Origin of the sequence: Pseudomonas lini, assembly GCF_001042905.1 — a bacterium.
In the GTDB taxonomy this organism is placed as follows: Bacteria; Pseudomonadota; Gammaproteobacteria; order Pseudomonadales; family Pseudomonadaceae; genus Aquipseudomonas; species Aquipseudomonas lini.
This window is the reverse complement of the sequence record NZ_JYLB01000009.1, coordinates 277,928-294,614: the sequence shown is the minus strand read 5'-3', so window position 1 is coordinate 294,614 and position 16,687 is coordinate 277,928. Positions and strand designations below refer to the sequence as shown.

The window sequence follows — 16,687 nt, the reverse complement described above, 5'->3', positions numbered from 1 at the left end:
AGTAATGCATCTCCACAACCAAGCGAATGGCTTCTGCTTTTTCCTCTGACGTTACAACCCGATAACCCATGATGCTTCCTTAGATCGACGCTCCTACATCATGGTCTAAAAACATTCGACCACAACACGGCAGCTCCTACAGGGTGAACACAATCCCATGTAGGAGCTGCCGCAGGCTGCGATCTTTTGATCTTGCTTACAAACAGGTAGCCAACGCTGCCAATCGGCGCTTGGCGACAAAATCGTCATGCTGCGCGTAGTAGCTCAACGCTGTACCCGAGGCATCGGTGGTCACGTCCACGAAGGACTCGGCCGAACGGGTATACACCGTGGAGCCACCCTTCTTGCCCGGCTGCAAATACGCGCCCGCATCGACGCCGAACACCGCTTCGTCCTGCCAGGCAAATTGCACGCACTGGGCGACGATTTTTTCCGGCTTGTCCGAGGTCAGGGTTTTGTACGGGGTTTTGGTGCGGGCGTCATTCATCGCCGATCCGGCGCAGCCCGCCAGCAAGGTTGCGGCCAGCGCCACCATCAGAATTCGCATTGCGTTCGCTCATCAAGAAAAAGCGGACTGTATCACCGCGGCGCGGCGTATCGTTCTGCTTTACTTCATTTATACCGCGACACCGCGCAACGATTCGCGCACCCTGTCGCGCCATTAACGCCGCATCGCCCATTTTTCCGGGCGCATTTTTCTGGAAAGGTCATGACACCCAACGCCGAATACTACAAACCGACCGCTGAATACGCCGACAAGCTGATCAGCCAGATCGGCCAGACGCCGTCCTGGATCGCCAAGCGAATTGGCGTCACCGACAAGCGGATTCGCTACATTCTCGATGGCGAAAGAACCGTCAAAGGCGAAACCACGCCGATCCAGATGACCTACCCCGAGCAGTTTGCTCTGGAGTGTCTGGCCGCGGCCGCCAAGGCGAGCAAAAAGCAGTCTTCTAAGGAGTGACCATGGCGGCAACCGAACAGCAACACGAGCAGGCGCTGAAAAAATTTCTCGATGAGCGTCCTGAACTGCGCATCGAACTGGACAACCTGAATCCACTGTTGGCCCAGGCCAAGGGCGTGACAGTGGCGCAGTACCGCGACGAGCGCTTGCATGAAGCGTTCGAAGCCGAGGCGGAGCGTCTGGGTTTGTTTGCCTGGGAGCTGACGCTGCAACTGACCGCCGCCACGCCTGAGGATTACCAGGCCCAACGCCTGGAGGTGCACAAGGAAGTCGCGGAGATGGCCGGCATGGACTGGCTGGAGTATTGCGAGTTATATGGGTTAACCAAATAATCATCGCCGCTCAAGGAAGCTTTCGATGCTGCCTTCGCCTTCAAGTACCCGGGCCACGCCGGGCCATTTGCATACCCATAAATGGCGCGGGCGCATCGGCCTGTCGCTGGTCGCCAGTTTGTCGGTGCTCGCCGGCATGACCGATGCCATCGGCTTCATGGCCAGCGGCGACTTCGTGTCCTTCATGAGCGGTAACACCACCCGCCTGGCCGTGGCGATCAGCGATGGCGACCTCGGGTTGACCCTGCGCCTGGTAATCCTCGTGGCCACATTTGTCGCCGGCAACGCCTTGGGCATCGTCGTCAGCCGGCTCGGTGGCCGACGGGCGTTACCGTTGCTGCTGTGCATCGCCACCCTGCTCTGCGGCGCTGCGGCCTGGCCCTACGAAACGCAATTGCCGGCGCTGCTGGCGGCGATCATCGCCATGGGCATGCTCAATGCCGCCGTGGAAGAAGTGAACGGCCTGCCGGTCGGGCTGACCTACGTCACCGGGGCGTTGTCGCGGTTTGGTCGTGGGCTGGGGCGGTGGATGCTTGGCGAGCGGCGCAACGGCTGGCGGGTGCAACTGATCCCGTGGGCCGGGATGTTTGCCGGTGCGGTGATTGGGGCTTTGCTGGAACATCATCTTGGGCTCAAGGCGCTGTTTGTCAGCGGGCTGCTGGCCGGCGTGCTGGGGTTGCTGTCGTTGAAGATTCCGCGGCGTTGGCAGTTGGGTTATATGCCGCGCTGAATCTTGTATTGACTGTTCGGGCCTCATCGCGGGCAAGCCCGCTCCCACAAGGACTTGTGTGATGCCAAAGATTACAGCTTCGCTACATAACCTGTGGGAGCGGGCTTGCCCGCGATGGCGGTCTACAAATAAACGCCCTTCGCCGCCCCGTCGATAAAGCTTTATCATGGCCGCAGTTTTGCTGATCGAGTCCGCCATGAAGTTTGCCATTGCGCTGTTTTCCGCCGCCCATGCGCCCTCCTCGCGCCGCGCCTTGCTGTTTGCTCAAGCAGCGCTGGCCGGCGGGCATGAGATTGTCCGGCTGTTTTTCTATCAGGATGGCGTCTACAACGCGTCCGGCAGCGTGGTCACGCCTCAGGATGAGCAGGATTTGCCCAAGCAATGGCGCAACTTTGTCACCGAGCATCAACTCGATGGCGTGGTCTGCATCGCCGCCGCCCTGCGCCGCGGTGTATTGAACGAGGAAGAAGCCCAACGCTATCAGCGTGAAGCGGTAGCGGTGGGTGCGCCGTGGGAATTGTCCGGCCTCGGCCAGTTGCATGACGCGGTGCAGGACGCTGACCGCTTGATCTGTTTCGGAGGCGCGTGAGATGGCTAAATCCTTGCTGATTATCAGCCGTCAGGCGCCGTGGTCCGGGCCGAATGCACGGGAAGCGCTGGACATCGTGCTGGCCGGCGGTGCCTTCGATCTGCCGATCGGCCTGCTGTTCCTCGATGACGGCGTGTTCCAGCTCGCCGCGAAGCAGGACGCCAAGGCGTTGCAACAGAAAGACCTGAGCGCCAACCTGCAAGCCTTGCCGATGTTTGGTGTCGAAGACCTGTTCGTGTGCGCTGAAAGCGCCGCGGCCCGTGGTCTGGACCCAAAAGGTCTGTCGCTTGAAGAAGCCCAGGTGTTGGCCGCCCAGGAAATCACCGCCCTTATTGACCGTTACGACCAGGTGATCACCCTCTGATGTCGACTTTGCATGTGTTGTCTCATTCCCCTTTCGGCGACGACCGCCTGAGCAGTTGCCTGCGCGTGATCGGCCCTGACGATGCGCTGCTGCTGAGTGGTGACGCGGCTTATGCCTTGCAGCCAGGCACCGCACCGTTCAGCGCGCTGCACGCCCGCCAGCCGAAACTGTTCGTACTGGCCGAAGATGCTCAAGCACGGGCTCTGGAAGTCCCGGATTGGGCCAAGGCCATCGATTACCCGGCCTTCGTCGAGCTGTCGATTCACTACGACAAGGTCAACAGCTGGCTATGAAATCCCTGACGGTCGGCGCCCGCGCCATTGAACTGGACAAGGACGGTTTCCTGGTCGAACTGAGTGACTGGTCTGCCGAAGTGGCCGCCGCCCTCGCCGCTGCCGAAGACATCGAGTTGAGCCCGGAACACTGGGAGATCCTCGAACTGCTGCGCAGTTTCTACGACGAATTCCAGCTGTCCCCGGCGACCCGCCCGCTGATCAAATACACCGCATTGAAACTCGGCCCCGACAAGGGCAACAGCCTGCACCTGAACCGACTGTTCAAAGGCACCCCTGCCAAACTCGCCGCGAAACTGGCGGGCCTGCCCAAACCGACGAATTGCTTATGACCGACTATCCAGCATTGACCCTCGAAACGCCCGCCGAGCACCCGTTCGCCCAGTTCGTGCGGATCCTTGGTAAAGGCAAACGCGGCGCCCGCGACCTGACCCGAGAGGAAGCCCGCGAGGCCATGGGCATGGTGTTCGACGACAAGGTCGAGGACACCCAGCTCGGCGCGTTCCTGATGCTGTTGCGGCATAAGGAAGAAAGCGCCGAGGAAATGGCCGGGTTCACCGAAGCCTTGCGTGACCGCCTGAATCCACCGGCGCTGGCGGTCGATCTGGATTGGCCCACGTATGCGGGCAAGAAGCGTCACCTGCCGTGGTACCTGCTGGCGGCCAAGTGCCTGGCGCAGAACGGCGTGCGCATCTTCATGCATGGCGGCGGCGCGCACACGGCCGGTCGGCTGTACAGCGAACAACTGCTCGAGACGCTGAACATTCCACTGTGCCGCAACTGGCAGCAAGTCGGCGCGGCGCTCGATCAGGGCGGCCTGGCGTTCATGCCATTGGTGGACTGGGCCCCGCAACTTCAGCGAATGATCGACCTGCGCAACACCTTGGGCCTGCGCTCGCCGATCCATTCCCTGGCGCGAATTCTTAATCCGTTGGCCGCTCGCTGCGGTCTGCAAAGCATTTTCCACCCCGGCTATCAGGCCGTGCATCGCGATGCCAGCGGTTTGCTGGGCGATACCGCTATCGTCATCAAGGGCGATGGCGGCGAAATCGAGATCAATCCCGATGCTGACAGTCACCTGTATGGCACCACTGGCGGCGAAAGCTGGGATGAAGAATGGCCACAGCTGTCGACCCAACGCCACGTCAAACCGGCCACGCTCGATCCAGAGCATTTGAAAGCGGTGTGGCGTGGCGACGTGGTCGACAGCTACCCGCAAATGGCGTTGATCTCGACCATGGCCCTGGCGTTGCGCGGCCTCGGCCGAACCCGCGAGCAAGCGTTCGAAACCGCCCAGCAGTATTGGGATGCAAGGGACCGATCGATTTAACCGATCATAAACGCCCAACCTTTGCGCTTTTTGTTCGAACCTATGCGCATAGACTCCTCTCCAACGCTTATCGGTTGAGGAGTTTTGAACATGGGTTTGTTAGTCGAAGGACGCTGGCAAGATCAGTGGTACGAAAGCAGCAAGGACGGCACGTTCCAGCGTGAACAGGCGCAACGTCGCAACTGGTTGACCGCCGACGGTAAGCCAGGCCCGACCGGTGTCGGTGGTTTTGCCGCCGAGGCTGGTCGCTATCACCTCTACGTATCCCTCGCCTGCCCGTGGGCTCATCGCACGCTGATCCTGCGTAAGCTCAAAGGGTTGGAAAACCTGATCGATGTGTCGGTGGTCAGTTGGTTGATGCTGGAAAACGGCTGGACCTTTGATAAACATCTTGGATCAACCGGCGACAAGCTTGGCGATCTGAGATTTTTGCACCAGCGCTACACCACCGATACCGCCGACTACACCGGCCGTGTCACGGTGCCGGTGCTTTGGGATAAACAACAGAATCGCATCGTCAACAATGAATCGGCGGAGATCATCCGCATGTTCAACAGTGCGTTCGATGACTTGACCGGCAATGACCTGGATTTCTACCCGGCGCCATTGCGGGCCGAAATCGACGCCCTGAACGAGCGGATTTATCCGGCAGTGAATAACGGCGTCTATCGCGCCGGGTTTGCTACGTCGCAGCAGGCTTATGAAGAAGCGTTCGATGAGTTGTTTGGTGAGCTGGATCGACTGGAGCAATTGCTGGGCGCGAACCGGTACCTGACGGGTGAATACCTGACGGAAGCGGATATTCGGCTGTTCACTACGATGATTCGCTTCGATGCGGTGTACTTCGGGCACTTCAAGTGCAACCTGCGACGGATTGCCGATTATCCGAATCTGTCGAACTGGCTACGGGAGATTTATCAGTGGCCGGGGATAGCCGAGACGGTGGATTTTGAGCACATCAAGAACCACTACTACGGCAGCCACAAGACCATCAATCCGACCGGGATCGTGCCTAAAGGGCCGGCGCAGGACTTCACTGCGGCTCATGATCGGGCGCGGTTGATTGGGAAAGGGGTTTGGCGCAATAACAACGCCTGATTTGAGCCTTGTATCGATTTTGAGGGACCCTTCGCGGGCAAGCCTCGCTCCTACAGAGTTACGCGATCACCTGTAGGAGCGAGGCTTGCCCGCGAATGGGGGCGATGCGGTCCTCAGACCTGCGCCTGAGCCCCCTCAAACCACGCCAATTTCTCGCGCAATTGCACCACTTCCCCGACGATCACCAGCGTCGGCGCATGCACTTCATGCTCCGCCACCAGCCGTGGAAGGTCGGCCAGGGTGCCGGTAAACACCCGCTGATTGACCGTGGTGCCCTGCTGGATCAACGCCGCAGGGGTATCGGCCGCGCGACCGTGCTTGATCAACTGCTCGCAGATGATCGGCAGGCCCACCAACCCCATGTAAAACACCAGGGTCTGCGCCGGCGCGACCAGGTCGGCCCACGGCAAATCGGTGGAGCCGTCCTTGAGGTGCCCGGTGACGAACCGCACCGACTGCGCGTAATCGCGGTGAGTCAGCGGAATCCCGGCATACGCCGCGCAACCGCTGGCGGCGGTAATGCCCGGCACCACCTGGAACGGAATGCCATGAGCCGCCAGTTCTTCGATCTCTTCACCGCCGCGCCCGAAGATAAACGGATCGCCGCCCTTCAAGCGCACCACGCGCTTGCCGGCCTTGGCCAGATCCACCAGATGCTGGTTGATCTGCTCTTGAGGCACGGCGTGATCAGAGCGGCGCTTGCCAACGTAGACCCGCTCGGCATCGCGACGGCACAAATCCAGAATCGCTGGCGCCACCAGACGGTCATACAGCACCACGTCGGCTTGCTGCATCAGACGCAAGGCGCGGAAGGTCAACAGGTCGGGGTCACCCGGCCCGGCGCCCACCAGATAAACTTCGCCGGTCGCGACAGGTGCTTCGCCATTGATTTTCGCCAGCATCAAGCGCTCGGCCTCGGCGCCCTGCCCGGCCAATTGCCGGTCGGCAATCGGGCCCTGGAACACATCTTCCCAGAACGCCCGACGCTGCTGCACATCCGGAAACAGTCCTTTGACCTGATGGCGGAAACGCGCCGCCAGGCCGGCCAGTTGACCGTAGGTGGAGGGAATCCAGGTTTCCAGTTTGGCGCGGATCAACCGCGCCAGCACCGGTGCATCGCCGCCGCTGGACACCGCGACGATCAACGGAGAACGGTCGACGATCGCCGGAAAAATCACGCTGCACAGGGCCGGCGCGTCCACCACGTTGACCGGCACGCAACGCCGATGGGCATCGGCGGAGACTTGCGCGTTCAACGGTTCGTCGTCGGTGGCGGCGATGATCAGCCCGCAACCGTCCAAGTCCGTTTCGGCGTAGCCACGCAACAGGCACTCGCCACCGCTGCCGACCACTAGCTCGCGCAGTTGCGGTTCGATTTCAGGCGCGACCACCCGCAGCAGCGCACCGGCTTCGGCCAGCAGGCGGGATTTGCGCAAGGCAATCTCCCCTCCGCCGACGACCAATACACGACTGCCGCGAAGGTTATGAAACAGCGGCAGATAGTCCATTTAGCCGATGACCTCAAGGCCACCCATGTACGGCTTGAGCACCTCAGGCACACGGATCGAACCGTCGGCCTGCTGGTAGTTCTCAAGTACCGCCACCAGGGTACGACCGACCGCCAGGCCGGAACCGTTCAGGGTGTGAACCAGTTCAGGCTTGCCGGTTTCCGGGTTGCGGAAACGCGCTTGCATGCGACGGGCCTGGAAATCGCCGCAGTTGGAGCACGACGAAATCTCGCGGTATTTGTCCTGGCTCGGAATCCACACTTCCAGGTCGTAGGTCTTGACCGCGCTGAAACCCATGTCGCCCGTGCACAGCGCCAGGGTGCGGTATGGCAGCTCCAGCAGTTGCAGGACTTTCTCGGCGTTGGCAGTCAGGCCTTCCAGCGCGTCCATCGAAGTCGATGGCTCAACGATCTGGACCATCTCGACCTTGTCGAACTGGTGCTGACGGATCATGCCGCGAGTGTCGCGACCCGATGCACCGGCCTCGCTGCGGAAGCACGGCGTGTGCGCCACGAACTTGATCGGTAGCAGTTTCGAATCGACGATTTCGCCAGCGACGATGTTGGTCAGCGACACTTCAGCGGTCGGAATCAGGTACAGATCGGCTTCGCCTTCGCGGCTGATCTTGAACAGGTCTTCTTCGAACTTCGGCAGCTGACCGGTGCCCTGCAATGCAGGCGCCTGCACCAGGTACGGGGTGTAAGCCTCTTCGTAACCGTGTTCGTTGATGTGCAGATTGATCATGAACTGTGCCAGCGCACGGTGCAGACGGGCGATCGGGCCGCGCAGCAGGGCGAAACGGGCGCCGGACAGCTTGGCGGCGGTTTCGAAGTCCAGCCAGCCGAACTTCTCGCCCAGGGCCACGTGGTCCTGAACCGGGAAATCGAAGGCCTTAGGCGTGCCCCAGCGGCGCACTTCAACGTTGCCTACTTCGTCATCGCCGACCGGCACCGATTCGTGCGGCAGGTTCGGGATGCCCAGCAGGATCGAATCCAGCTCGGTCTGGATTGCGTCCAGCTCGACTTTACCGGCGCTCAACTCACCCGCCATGCGCTCGACGTCCGCCATCAACGGCGCGATGTCTTCGCCGCGCTGCTTGGCCTGACCGATGGACTTGGAGCGCGCGTTACGTTCAGCCTGCAGTGCCTCGGTACGGGTCTGGACGGTCTTGCGCTGTTCTTCCAGCGCTTCGATGCGCGCAACATCCAGCGTGTAGCCACGGGATGCCAGGCGGTCCGCTACGTCCTGAAGGTTGCTACGTAACAGTTTGGAATCGAGCATGTCGGTTTCTCGTTATCAAAGTTTGGTCAAGGACAGGCCAGCCCAGGTGGCGAGCAGCCCGCCGAATACGCTGATGGCCGCATAGCCCAGGGCCAGCGGCACTTGCCCGGTTTCCAGCAGGCGCACCGTATCCAGTGAAAAGGATGAAAAAGTCGTCAGGCCCCCGAGGAAGCCGACCATCAACCCGGCGCGCACCTCGATCGGTACTTCCGGGCGCAGCAAAAACAGACCGTATAGAACGCCGATCAGCAAACAGCCCACGATATTAACGGCCAGCGTCGCGGTATAGAAGTGCCGCGGCCAATTCGCGTTGATCCAGTTACCCGTGGCGAAGCGCAATAGCGTACCGGCGACACCGCCGACAGAAACGGCAACGATCAATGGAATCACTATTTTCTCCGCTGTCGGGGGCTTAGGCGATCAAGCTGCGCGAGGTGGTTAAGCTTTTCGCCGATTTTCAGCTCCAGGCCGCGGGGCACGGGTTGATAGAACCGTTGTGGTTCGAGCTCGTCCGGGAAGTAGTCTTCGCCAGCGGCGTAGGCATCCGGTTCATCGTGGGCATAACGGTATTCGTCACCATAGCCCAATTGCTTCATCAACTTGGTCGGCGCGTTGCGCAAGTGCAGCGGCACTTCGAGCGAACCGTGTTCCGTGGCGCTGCGCATCGCGGCTTTGAAGCCCATGTACACCGCATTGCTTTTCGGCGCGCAGGCCAGATAGGTAATGGCCTGGGCCACCGCCAATTCCCCTTCGGGGCTGCCGAGGCGCTCCTGCACCTCCCACGCCGCCAGGCACAGGCTGAGAGCGCGAGGGTCGGCATTACCGATGTCTTCGCTGGCCATGCGCACCACGCGTCGGGCCAGGTACAGCGGGTCGCAACCGCCGTCGATCATCCGCGCAAACCAATACAACGCGCCATCGGGATTGGAGCCACGCACCGACTTATGCAGCGCGGAGATCTGGTCGTAGAAGGCTTCGCCGCCCTTGTCGAAGCGCCGACGGGTATCGCCGAGCAGACTTTGCAGCAGGTCGACGCCGATTTCGCTGTTGTCTTCGGCCAGGTCCGAGGCGTTTTCCAGCAGATTTAGCAGACGCCGGCCATCGCCATCGGCGGCGGACAACAGCATCTGGAAACCTTCATCGCTGAGAGTCAGTTGCCGCTTGCCCAGCCCACGCTCTTCGGTCAATGCGCGATGCACCAGCTTGCGCAGGGCCGCTTCGTCGAGGCTTTTGAGCACATAGACACGCGCCCGGGACAGGAGCGCGTTATTGAGTTCGAACGAGGGGTTTTCGGTGGTCGCGCCGATGAAAATCAGCGTGCCGTCTTCAACGTACGGCAGGAACGCATCCTGCTGGGACTTGTTGAAGCGGTGCACTTCATCGACAAACAGGATGGTGCGTTTACCGTACTGCCCGGCCTGTTGCTTGGCGACTTCCACCGCCTGGCGGATTTCCTTTACGCCGGCCAGTACCGCCGAAACCGTTTCGAAGTGCGCATCAGAGACTTCCGCGAGCAGCCGCGCCAACGTGGTTTTACCCACCCCCGGCGGGCCCCAGAAAATCATCGAATGCAGAGCACCCTGCTCCAGCGCTTCGCGCAAAGGCTTGCCGCGAGCGAGCAGGTGTTCCTGACCGACGTACTCATCCAGATTGGCCGCACGCAAACGGGCGGCCAAGGGCTGAGCAATCGGGGCGCTGCGAAACAGGTCCATCACTACTTATGAAACCTCACTGGGTCCTGATGCCGATCAGTCAAGGATTGAACAGCGCAGTTCCTGTGGGAGCGGGCTTGCCCGCGATGGCGTCGGGTCAGTCAACATTGATATTGAATGCAATGCCGCCATCGCGGGCAAGCCCGCTCCCACAGGTTCTATGTTCTGCTCGTTATTCCTGGATCACATCGGCACCCTTGGGGATGTCGAACTTGAACTTGGACGCAGGAATCGGCTCGTTGGCCTTCACGCCAGTAAACAGAATATTGGTGCGCTGACCGACGCTATCAATCAGCTGCATGTCATTAACCAGACCGTTGCGGAACGACAGGCGCAGGCTGTCGAACAGGGTGTCTTTGGTTTTCGGCTTCAGAGTGAAGTCGATCACGCCGCCGGCTTCCTTGGCGCTGATGTCGAAGCTCTGGCTGATCTTGGACACGTCACCGGACAACAACAGGGCCGGAGTCTGGGTCAGGCGCTGGTCGAGGGTCTTGATAGTGACCTGCTCCAGGTCCGGGTCCCACAGGGAAACCTTCTTGCCATCGGACACCATCAGCTGCTCTTGCGGCGCATCGGTGTGCCAGTAGAACAGGCCCGGGCGCTGCAAAGACATTTGACCGGCGGTTTCCTGCAACTGGGTGCCGCTGCCATCGAGGGTCAGCTGGGAGAAACGCGCGGTCAGGGTCTGGGATTTTTCCAGCAGTTGAGTCAGACGCGCCACGTCCTTGTCATCGGCGTGGGCCGAGAGCGTGGTCAAAGCCAGTACCGGCAGCAACAGCATGCGGATAAGACGCATGGGAGTCCTCATAAACATTCGTGGGAGTGCGGGCGGCATCTCAGACACCGCCCCTTTCAAAACCGGATCAGTCGCGCACCGGGCCAGGGGCCAGGACTTCACGCGAGCCGTTGGTGTTCATGGACGTCACGACCCCGGCCATTTCCATGGCTTCGATCATGCGCGCCGCGCGGTTGTAGCCGATTTTCAGCTTGCGCTGAACCGCGGAGATGGACGCGCGACGGCTTTCCAGTACGAACTGCACCGCTTCGTCGTAGAGCGCATCGGTTTCGGCATCATCGTCGCCACCGCCACCGCCGCCGTTTTCAAAGCCGCTACCGGCCTCTTCGACACCGGCGAGGATGTCATCGTTGTATTCAGGCGCGCCGCGCAGTTTCCAGGCTTCAACCACCCGGTGAACCTCATCATCGGACACGAACGCGCCGTGAACACGAATCGGCAGGCTGGTGCCCGGCGGCATGTACAACATATCACCGTGGCCCAGCAGTTGTTCGGCGCCGCCCTGGTCGATGATGGTTCGCGAATCGATCTTGCTCGATACCTGGAACGCCATACGGGTCGGAATGTTCGCCTTGATCAGACCAGTGATCACGTCCACCGACGGCCGCTGGGTCGCGAGGATCAAGTGGATACCGGCCGCACGGGCCTTCTGGGCGATACGGGCGATCAGCTCTTCAACCTTCTTGCCGACGATCATCATCATGTCGGCGAATTCGTCGACGACCACGACAATGGTCGGCAGTTTTTGCAGCAGCGGCGCTTCGTCGTGGATGCTTTCGCGCTTGTACAGCGGATCGCTCAACGGCTCGCCGGCGTCCTGGGCTTCCTTGACCTTGGCGTTGAAGCCCGACAGGTTACGCACGCCCATCTTCGCCATCAGTTTGTAGCGCCGTTCCATCTCGGCGACGCTCCAGCGCAAGGCGTTGGCGGCGTCCTTCATGTCAGTGACCACCGGGCACAGCAGGTGCGGAATGCCTTCGTAGATCGACAGCTCGAGCATTTTCGGGTCGATCATTATCAGTTTGGCGTCTTCAGGACCAGACTTGAACAGAATCGACAGGATCATCGCGTTCACACCCACCGACTTACCGGAACCGGTCGTACCGGCCACCAGCAAGTGCGGCATTTTCGCCAGGTCGGTGATGACCGGTTTGCCGCCGATATCATGACCCAGGGCCAGGGTGACCGGGGACTTGAAGTTATCGTACTCGGGGGTCGACAAAACCTCGGAGAACCGCACGATCTGCCGGTCTTCGTTAGGGATCTCGATACCGACCGTGGTCTTGCCCGGAATCACTTCGACGACACGCACACTGGTCACGGCCAGGGAACGGGCCAGGTCTTTCGCCAGGTTGGAAATGCGGCTGACTTTGACGCCGGCTGCTGGCTGGATTTCGTAACGGGTAATGACCGGGCCCGGGTGAATCGAATCCACCGAGACTTCGACGCCGAATTCCTTGAGCTTGATTTCCAGCAAGTGGCCGACGGCCGCCAGGGATTCAGGCGAATAATTGAGTTGTTTCTTTTCCGCGGGGTCGAGAATCGAGATCGGCGGCAAGGTGCCTTCCACGGCGCTGTCGACGAACAACGGCGCCTGTTTCTCTTTTTCCACGCGCTTGCTCGGCGCTGCGGGTTTGGGCGGAGCCGGGGCAATCACCGGCGGTACCTGTTTCTCGCGCTCGAACATGTGCTTGCTCAGGGCCTGCTCGCGCTCGATCAGGCGCTCCTTGACCTTGGCCTGCTCGCGTTTGTCGGTGACAGTCGGCGCGACCACGTCATGCACGCGATCGTCGACCTCACGCAGTTGGGCGACCAGTTGCTTGCGTTCCATACGGGCCGCCCACCAGCGATTGGCCGCACCCTGAAACAGTTCGAACAGATCTAGGGTGATCTTGCCGGTGACGTCCATCACCTTGAACCACGACAGATCGGTGAATACTGTCAGGCCGAACAGGAACAGCGCGATGAACAACAACGTGCTGCCCTGGATGTTCAGCGCGTTCCGGGCCAGATCGCCGAGGCTTTCGCCCAAAGCGCCACCTGCGCCGGCCGGCAGACCGGTCGCCGCATGGAAATGGATGTGGGCCAGCGCTGCACCCGACAGCACCAGAAACACCAGGCCGATCAGGCGCCAGGAGAACAGCCAGCCGCTCCACTGCCACGGCTCGTGCCGCTGGCGGAAGATCTGATACGCCTTGATCGCCAGCAGCAGCGGAAAAATATAGGCGAAGTAACCCAGGACCATGAACAGGATGTCGGCGCTGTACGAGCCGGCCGGCCCGCCGAAGTTCTGCACATCGTCGATCTTGCTGTTATGGCTCCAGCCCGGATCGTCTTTGCCGTAGGTCAACAAAGCCATCATCAGGAACAGGCACAAGGCGCCGATGGCGATCAATGCACCTTCCTTGAGCCGGTAGTGCAATTGCTGGCGCCAGAGCGGGACGACTGTTTTAGGTGCTGCGGTGGATTTCTTCAAAACGCTTCTTTTCCTGCGCCCATGGCGCGTCCATCTGTTGAATGACTATAAAAACTGCCCAATCCAGGCAGGTAAAAAAGTTAACAGGCGCAACTGGGACTACTTTTAACACTGCGCCCCGGTTTTTCGAAATACGGCACGCACCGCTTTTTTGATACAAACACTGTTACAAGCGAGCATTGTACGGGTTTGTTCACCCGATGCCATGCTTGAGACCCTTGGGTGCAAGCATAGCCAACAGCACAGTACGCGCAGTCCAATTTGAGCATGCATTCTCTTTTGTGACAAAGGCTTATGAGGTGTTTTTATGACTGAAGCGAAGCATTCCCGCCTGATCATTCTGGGTTCCGGCCCTGCCGGTTACAGCGCAGCCGTTTATGCCGCTCGCGCCAACCTCAAACCCGTTGTCATTACCGGCATACAGGCAGGTGGCCAGCTGACCACCACCGTCGAAGTCGACAACTGGCCCGGCGACGTCGAAGGCCTGACCGGCCCGGTACTGATGGAACGCATGCAAAAACACGCCGAACGCTTCGACACAGAGATCGTTTACGACCACATCCACACGGCCAAGTTGCAACAGCGCCCGCTCGAGCTCATCGGCGACAGTGGCACCTACACCTGTGATGCGCTGATTATCGCCACCGGCGCTTCGGCCCAATACCTGGGGCTGCCATCGGAAGAAGCCTTTGCCGGCAAAGGGGTTTCGGCCTGCGCCACGTGCGATGGCTTCTTCTACCGCAACCAGGTGGTCGCGGTGGTCGGCGGAGGTAACACGGCCGTTGAAGAAGCGCTGTACCTGTCGAACATCGCCAAGGAAGTTCATCTGATTCACCGTCGCGACAAACTGCGCTCGGAGAAGATCCTCCAGGACAAACTCTTCGAAAAAGCCGCCAACGGCAATATCCGCCTGCACTGGAACCAGAATCTGGATGAAGTACTGGGCGACGCCAGCGGTGTGACCGGTGCCCGCCTGCGGCACAGTCATACGGGCGAAACCAATGAATTGCCGCTGGCCGGTGTATTCATCGCCATCGGCCATAAGCCCAACACCGACCTGTTCCAGGGCCAGCTGAAAATGCGTGACGGCTACCTGCTGATCAAGGGCGGTAGTGAAGGTGACGCCACTGCCACCGACATCGAAGGCGTGTTCGCTGCCGGCGATGTGGCCGATCATATTTACCGCCAGGCGGTGACGTCCGCCGGGGCCGGCTGCATGGCCGCGCTGGATGCCGAGAAGTATCTCGATGACATCCCCACTGTTTGACGGTTAACCTGCTTCAAGGCGGGCTCAACGGCCCGCTACCGCCCTCCCCTTCTGCAAGCCCGGATGCCATGCTGACTTGGTTACAACGCAACACCCTGACCTTCCCGCCGCTGGAAAAAGCCATGCGCGACCCCAACGGGCTGCTGGCCGCGGGCGGCGATTTGTCCGCCGATCGCCTGATTCAAGCCTATCGTCATGGCTGCTTTCCGTGGTTCTCGGAAGGCCAGCCGATTCTCTGGTGGTCGCCAGATCCGCGCACGGTACTGTTTCCCGACGAACTGCATGTCTCCCGCAGCTTGAACAAACTGTTGCGTCAACAGCGCTACCAAGTGACCTTCGATCGGGATTTTGCCGCGGTCATCCGCGCCTGCGCCGCACCGCGCGAGTACGCTGACGGCACCTGGATCACCCAAGCGATGCAGGACGCCTACGTCGAACTGCACAGGCGTGGTTACGCCCATTCGGTGGAGGTCTGGGACGATGGCGTGCTGGTCGGCGGGCTCTACGGCCTGGCTATGGGGCAGTTGTTCTTTGGCGAATCGATGTTCAGCCGCGCCGACAACGCCTCCAAATATGGTTTCGCCACCCTGGTGCGACATCTGAAAGACTCAGGTTTTGTGCTGATCGACTGCCAGATGCCTACCGATCATCTGCACAGTTTGGGTGCCCGCGCGATTCCACGCCGCGAATTTGCCGGCTACCTTGCGCGGCACCTGGATCAACCGGGCTGCTCCAACTGGGTTTGCTGAGCGACTTTTGCGCGCGTGGCTTACACTTAATGCGGGGAAACGAATTGAGAGCGCCCCCTAATCAAAAGCTTATCCCGAGGGTTGATCATGACCGAGTTGGCGCGTTTGAAGTTCTATGCCACTCAGCCCCACTCTTGCAGTTATCTGCCCGAGGAGCAGGCCACGACGCTGTTCCTCGACCCTAGTCAGCCCATGGATGTGCATGTCTACGCAGATCTGTCGGAAATGGGCTTTCGTCGTAGTGGCGATCATCTCTACCGGCCCCATTGCCAGCATTGCAATGCGTGCGTACCAGCGCGCATTCCTGTGGCGCAATTTACCCCCAACCGTCAGCAGAAACGCATTGTCAAACGCAATGCCGACTTACAGGTACGTCCGGCCAGACCAAAGTTCAGCGAAGAGTATTTCGACCTTTATCAGCGCTACATCGAACAACGTCACGCCGATGGCGACATGTATCCGCCGAGCCGCGACCAGTTTTCGACCTTCCTGGTGCGTGACCTGCCTTTCTCCCGCTTCTATGAATTCCGTCTCGAAGGCCGACTGCTGGCAGTGGCCGTCACTGACTTGCTGCCCAACGGTTTGTCGGCGGTCTACACCTTCTACGAGCCCGGCGAGGAGCGTCGCAGCCTGGGGCGTTACGCGATTCTCTGGCAGATCGGCGAAGCCCGGCGCCTGGGGCTGGAAGCGGTCTATCTCGGCTACTGGATCAAAAACTGCAAAAAAATGAGCTACAAGACCCAATATCGCCCTATCGAACTGCTGATTAATCAGCGTTGGGTCATCCTGAGCTAGAACCCCTTGGCTTAAACCCCATTTTTCGGGCACAATGCACGCCGCTTTTGCCTGGCGCAGTTGCACCGGGCCATTCATTGGACACCGAGGGCTTTACTGCATGTCGAAAGAAGACAGCTTCGAAATGGAAGGCACTGTCGTCGACACCCTGCCCAACACCATGTTTCGTGTGGAGTTGGAAAATGGGCACGTCGTAACCGCGCATATCTCCGGCAAGATGCGCAAGAACTACATCCGTATTCTTACCGGCGACAAAGTGCGCGTCGAGCTGACGCCCTATGACTTGAGCAAAGGGCGCATCACCTACCGCGCTCGCTAATCAAGTCAATACAAAACGCCCGGCTATGCCGGGCGTTTTTGTTTGTGTGGAAATTAGCTGCCACATTTCGAGCCGTTGCACAGA

20 protein-coding genes are annotated in these 16,687 nt (G+C 60.2%); 13 read left to right on the top strand and 7 right to left on the bottom strand.

The features are described 5' to 3' along the window. Positions 1–196: 196 nt before the first annotated feature. Positions 197–547: a hypothetical protein gene (locus TU81_RS24595; protein WP_038982576.1), complete on the bottom strand. Its 351-nt coding sequence runs from the start codon at positions 545–547 to the stop codon at positions 197–199. Between the two features lie 162 nt (positions 548–709). Here TU81_RS24595 and TU81_RS24590 point away from each other — a divergent pair, with 162 nt between their 5' ends. From TU81_RS24590 to TU81_RS24550, 9 genes are all read left to right on the top strand, one after another. After that, complete coding sequence (locus TU81_RS24590) at positions 710–964, top strand: hypothetical protein (protein ID WP_008008546.1); 255 nt, start codon at positions 710–712, stop codon at positions 962–964. 2 nt (positions 965–966) lie between these two features. Continuing rightward, positions 967–1,296, top strand: coding sequence for a DUF6388 family protein (locus TU81_RS24585; RefSeq protein ID WP_038982575.1), 330 nt, complete (start codon positions 967–969; stop codon positions 1,294–1,296). A 25-nt stretch (positions 1,297–1,321) separates the two neighbouring features. Next, complete coding sequence (locus TU81_RS24580; protein ID WP_048396943.1) at positions 1,322–2,026, top strand: YoaK family protein; 705 nt, start codon at positions 1,322–1,324, stop codon at positions 2,024–2,026. Positions 2,027–2,222: 196 nt separating this feature from the next. After that, positions 2,223–2,615: a sulfurtransferase complex subunit TusD gene (gene tusD, locus TU81_RS24575; RefSeq protein ID WP_048396957.1), complete on the top strand. Its 393-nt coding sequence runs from the start codon at positions 2,223–2,225 to the stop codon at positions 2,613–2,615. Between the two features lies 1 nt (position 2,616). Next, the gene (gene tusC, locus TU81_RS24570; protein ID WP_038982573.1) at positions 2,617–2,979 is read left to right on the top strand and encodes a sulfurtransferase complex subunit TusC; all 363 of its coding nucleotides are present in this window, start codon (positions 2,617–2,619) and stop codon (positions 2,977–2,979) included. Beyond that, positions 2,979–3,272: a sulfurtransferase complex subunit TusB gene (gene tusB / locus TU81_RS24565; protein ID WP_048396942.1), complete on the top strand. Its 294-nt coding sequence runs from the start codon at positions 2,979–2,981 to the stop codon at positions 3,270–3,272. Before tusC ends, tusB begins: the two co-directional genes overlap by 1 nt. Next, entirely contained in the window at positions 3,269–3,604 is a 336-nt protein-coding gene (locus TU81_RS24560; RefSeq protein ID WP_048396941.1) for a TusE/DsrC/DsvC family sulfur relay protein, read from the top strand. The genes tusB and TU81_RS24560 overlap by 4 nt, the downstream gene beginning before the upstream one ends. Beyond that, the gene (locus TU81_RS24555) at positions 3,601–4,602 is read left to right on the top strand and encodes a glycosyl transferase family protein (protein ID WP_048396940.1); all 1,002 of its coding nucleotides are present in this window, start codon (positions 3,601–3,603) and stop codon (positions 4,600–4,602) included. Before TU81_RS24560 ends, TU81_RS24555 begins: the two co-directional genes overlap by 4 nt. Before the next feature lie 90 nt (positions 4,603–4,692). Beyond that, entirely contained in the window at positions 4,693–5,700 is a 1,008-nt protein-coding gene (locus tag TU81_RS24550) for a glutathione S-transferase family protein (protein ID WP_038982569.1), read from the top strand. A 113-nt stretch (positions 5,701–5,813) separates the two neighbouring features. Here the strand turns inward: TU81_RS24550 and cysG are convergent, their stop codons facing one another. From cysG to TU81_RS24520, 6 genes are all read right to left on the bottom strand, one after another. Then, on the bottom strand, positions 5,814–7,208 hold the full coding sequence (gene cysG, locus TU81_RS24545; RefSeq protein WP_038982568.1) for a siroheme synthase CysG: 1,395 nt from the start codon (positions 7,206–7,208) through the stop codon (positions 5,814–5,816). Then, positions 7,209–8,489, bottom strand: a complete 1,281-nt coding sequence (serS, locus tag TU81_RS24540; RefSeq protein WP_048396935.1) for a serine--tRNA ligase — start codon at positions 8,487–8,489, stop codon at positions 7,209–7,211. Positions 8,490–8,504: 15 nt separating this feature from the next. Continuing rightward, on the bottom strand, positions 8,505–8,879 hold the full coding sequence (crcB, locus tag TU81_RS24535) for a fluoride efflux transporter CrcB (protein ID WP_038982566.1): 375 nt from the start codon (positions 8,877–8,879) through the stop codon (positions 8,505–8,507). After that, on the bottom strand, positions 8,879–10,201 hold the full coding sequence (locus tag TU81_RS24530; protein ID WP_038982565.1) for a replication-associated recombination protein A: 1,323 nt from the start codon (positions 10,199–10,201) through the stop codon (positions 8,879–8,881). The genes crcB and TU81_RS24530 overlap by 1 nt, the downstream gene beginning before the upstream one ends. 172 nt (positions 10,202–10,373) lie before the next feature. Beyond that, a complete protein-coding gene (lolA, locus tag TU81_RS24525) occupies positions 10,374–10,997 on the bottom strand; it encodes an outer membrane lipoprotein chaperone LolA (RefSeq protein WP_007904916.1) in 624 nt (207 codons plus the stop codon). Positions 10,998–11,064: 67 nt separating this feature from the next. Next, a complete protein-coding gene (locus tag TU81_RS24520; RefSeq protein ID WP_038982564.1) occupies positions 11,065–13,473 on the bottom strand; it encodes a DNA translocase FtsK in 2,409 nt (802 codons plus the stop codon). 307 nt (positions 13,474–13,780) lie between these two features. Here TU81_RS24520 and trxB point away from each other — a divergent pair, with 307 nt between their 5' ends. The 4 genes from trxB to infA all read left to right on the top strand — a co-directional run bounded on the left by trxB (position 13,781) and on the right by infA (position 16,603). Continuing rightward, positions 13,781–14,740 carry a thioredoxin-disulfide reductase gene (trxB, locus tag TU81_RS24515; RefSeq protein ID WP_038982562.1) on the top strand — a complete coding sequence of 320 codons (960 nt, stop codon included), beginning with the start codon at positions 13,781–13,783 and terminating at the stop codon, positions 14,738–14,740. Positions 14,741–14,808: 68 nt separating this feature from the next. Beyond that, positions 14,809–15,489, top strand: coding sequence for a leucyl/phenylalanyl-tRNA--protein transferase (gene aat / locus TU81_RS24510; protein WP_048396933.1), 681 nt, complete (start codon positions 14,809–14,811; stop codon positions 15,487–15,489). Positions 15,490–15,576: 87 nt separating this feature from the next. Then, positions 15,577–16,284, top strand: a complete 708-nt coding sequence (locus TU81_RS24505; protein ID WP_008068329.1) for an arginyltransferase — start codon at positions 15,577–15,579, stop codon at positions 16,282–16,284. Between the two features lie 100 nt (positions 16,285–16,384). After that, positions 16,385–16,603, top strand: a complete 219-nt coding sequence (gene infA / locus TU81_RS24500) for a translation initiation factor IF-1 (protein ID WP_002553999.1) — start codon at positions 16,385–16,387, stop codon at positions 16,601–16,603. Positions 16,604–16,687: the final 84 nt, after the last annotated feature.

Coding starts and splice junctions, on each gene's coding strand:
- TU81_RS24585 (WP_038982575.1), top strand. CDS start 967: ATGGCGGCAACCGAACAGCAACACGAGCAGGCGCTGAAAAAATTTCTC.
- tusB (WP_048396942.1), top strand. CDS start 2,979: ATGTCGACTTTGCATGTGTTGTCTCATTCCCCTTTCGGCGACGACCGC.
- TU81_RS24590 (WP_008008546.1), top strand. CDS start 710: ATGACACCCAACGCCGAATACTACAAACCGACCGCTGAATACGCCGAC.
- infA (WP_002553999.1), top strand. CDS start 16,385: ATGTCGAAAGAAGACAGCTTCGAAATGGAAGGCACTGTCGTCGACACC.
- lolA (WP_007904916.1), bottom strand. CDS start 10,997: ATGCGTCTTATCCGCATGCTGTTGCTGCCGGTACTGGCTTTGACCACG.
- cysG (WP_038982568.1), bottom strand. CDS start 7,208: ATGGACTATCTGCCGCTGTTTCATAACCTTCGCGGCAGTCGTGTATTG.
- TU81_RS24555 (WP_048396940.1), top strand. CDS start 3,601: ATGACCGACTATCCAGCATTGACCCTCGAAACGCCCGCCGAGCACCCG.
- TU81_RS24530 (WP_038982565.1), bottom strand. CDS start 10,201: ATGGACCTGTTTCGCAGCGCCCCGATTGCTCAGCCCTTGGCCGCCCGT.
- aat (WP_048396933.1), top strand. CDS start 14,809: ATGCTGACTTGGTTACAACGCAACACCCTGACCTTCCCGCCGCTGGAA.
- TU81_RS24550 (WP_038982569.1), top strand. CDS start 4,693: ATGGGTTTGTTAGTCGAAGGACGCTGGCAAGATCAGTGGTACGAAAGC.
- TU81_RS24580 (WP_048396943.1), top strand. CDS start 1,322: ATGCTGCCTTCGCCTTCAAGTACCCGGGCCACGCCGGGCCATTTGCAT.
- TU81_RS24505 (WP_008068329.1), top strand. CDS start 15,577: ATGACCGAGTTGGCGCGTTTGAAGTTCTATGCCACTCAGCCCCACTCT.
- TU81_RS24595 (WP_038982576.1), bottom strand. CDS start 547: ATGCGAATTCTGATGGTGGCGCTGGCCGCAACCTTGCTGGCGGGCTGC.
- serS (WP_048396935.1), bottom strand. CDS start 8,489: ATGCTCGATTCCAAACTGTTACGTAGCAACCTTCAGGACGTAGCGGAC.
- tusC (WP_038982573.1), top strand. CDS start 2,617: ATGGCTAAATCCTTGCTGATTATCAGCCGTCAGGCGCCGTGGTCCGGG.
- trxB (WP_038982562.1), top strand. CDS start 13,781: ATGACTGAAGCGAAGCATTCCCGCCTGATCATTCTGGGTTCCGGCCCT.
- tusD (WP_048396957.1), top strand. CDS start 2,223: ATGAAGTTTGCCATTGCGCTGTTTTCCGCCGCCCATGCGCCCTCCTCG.
- TU81_RS24560 (WP_048396941.1), top strand. CDS start 3,269: ATGAAATCCCTGACGGTCGGCGCCCGCGCCATTGAACTGGACAAGGAC.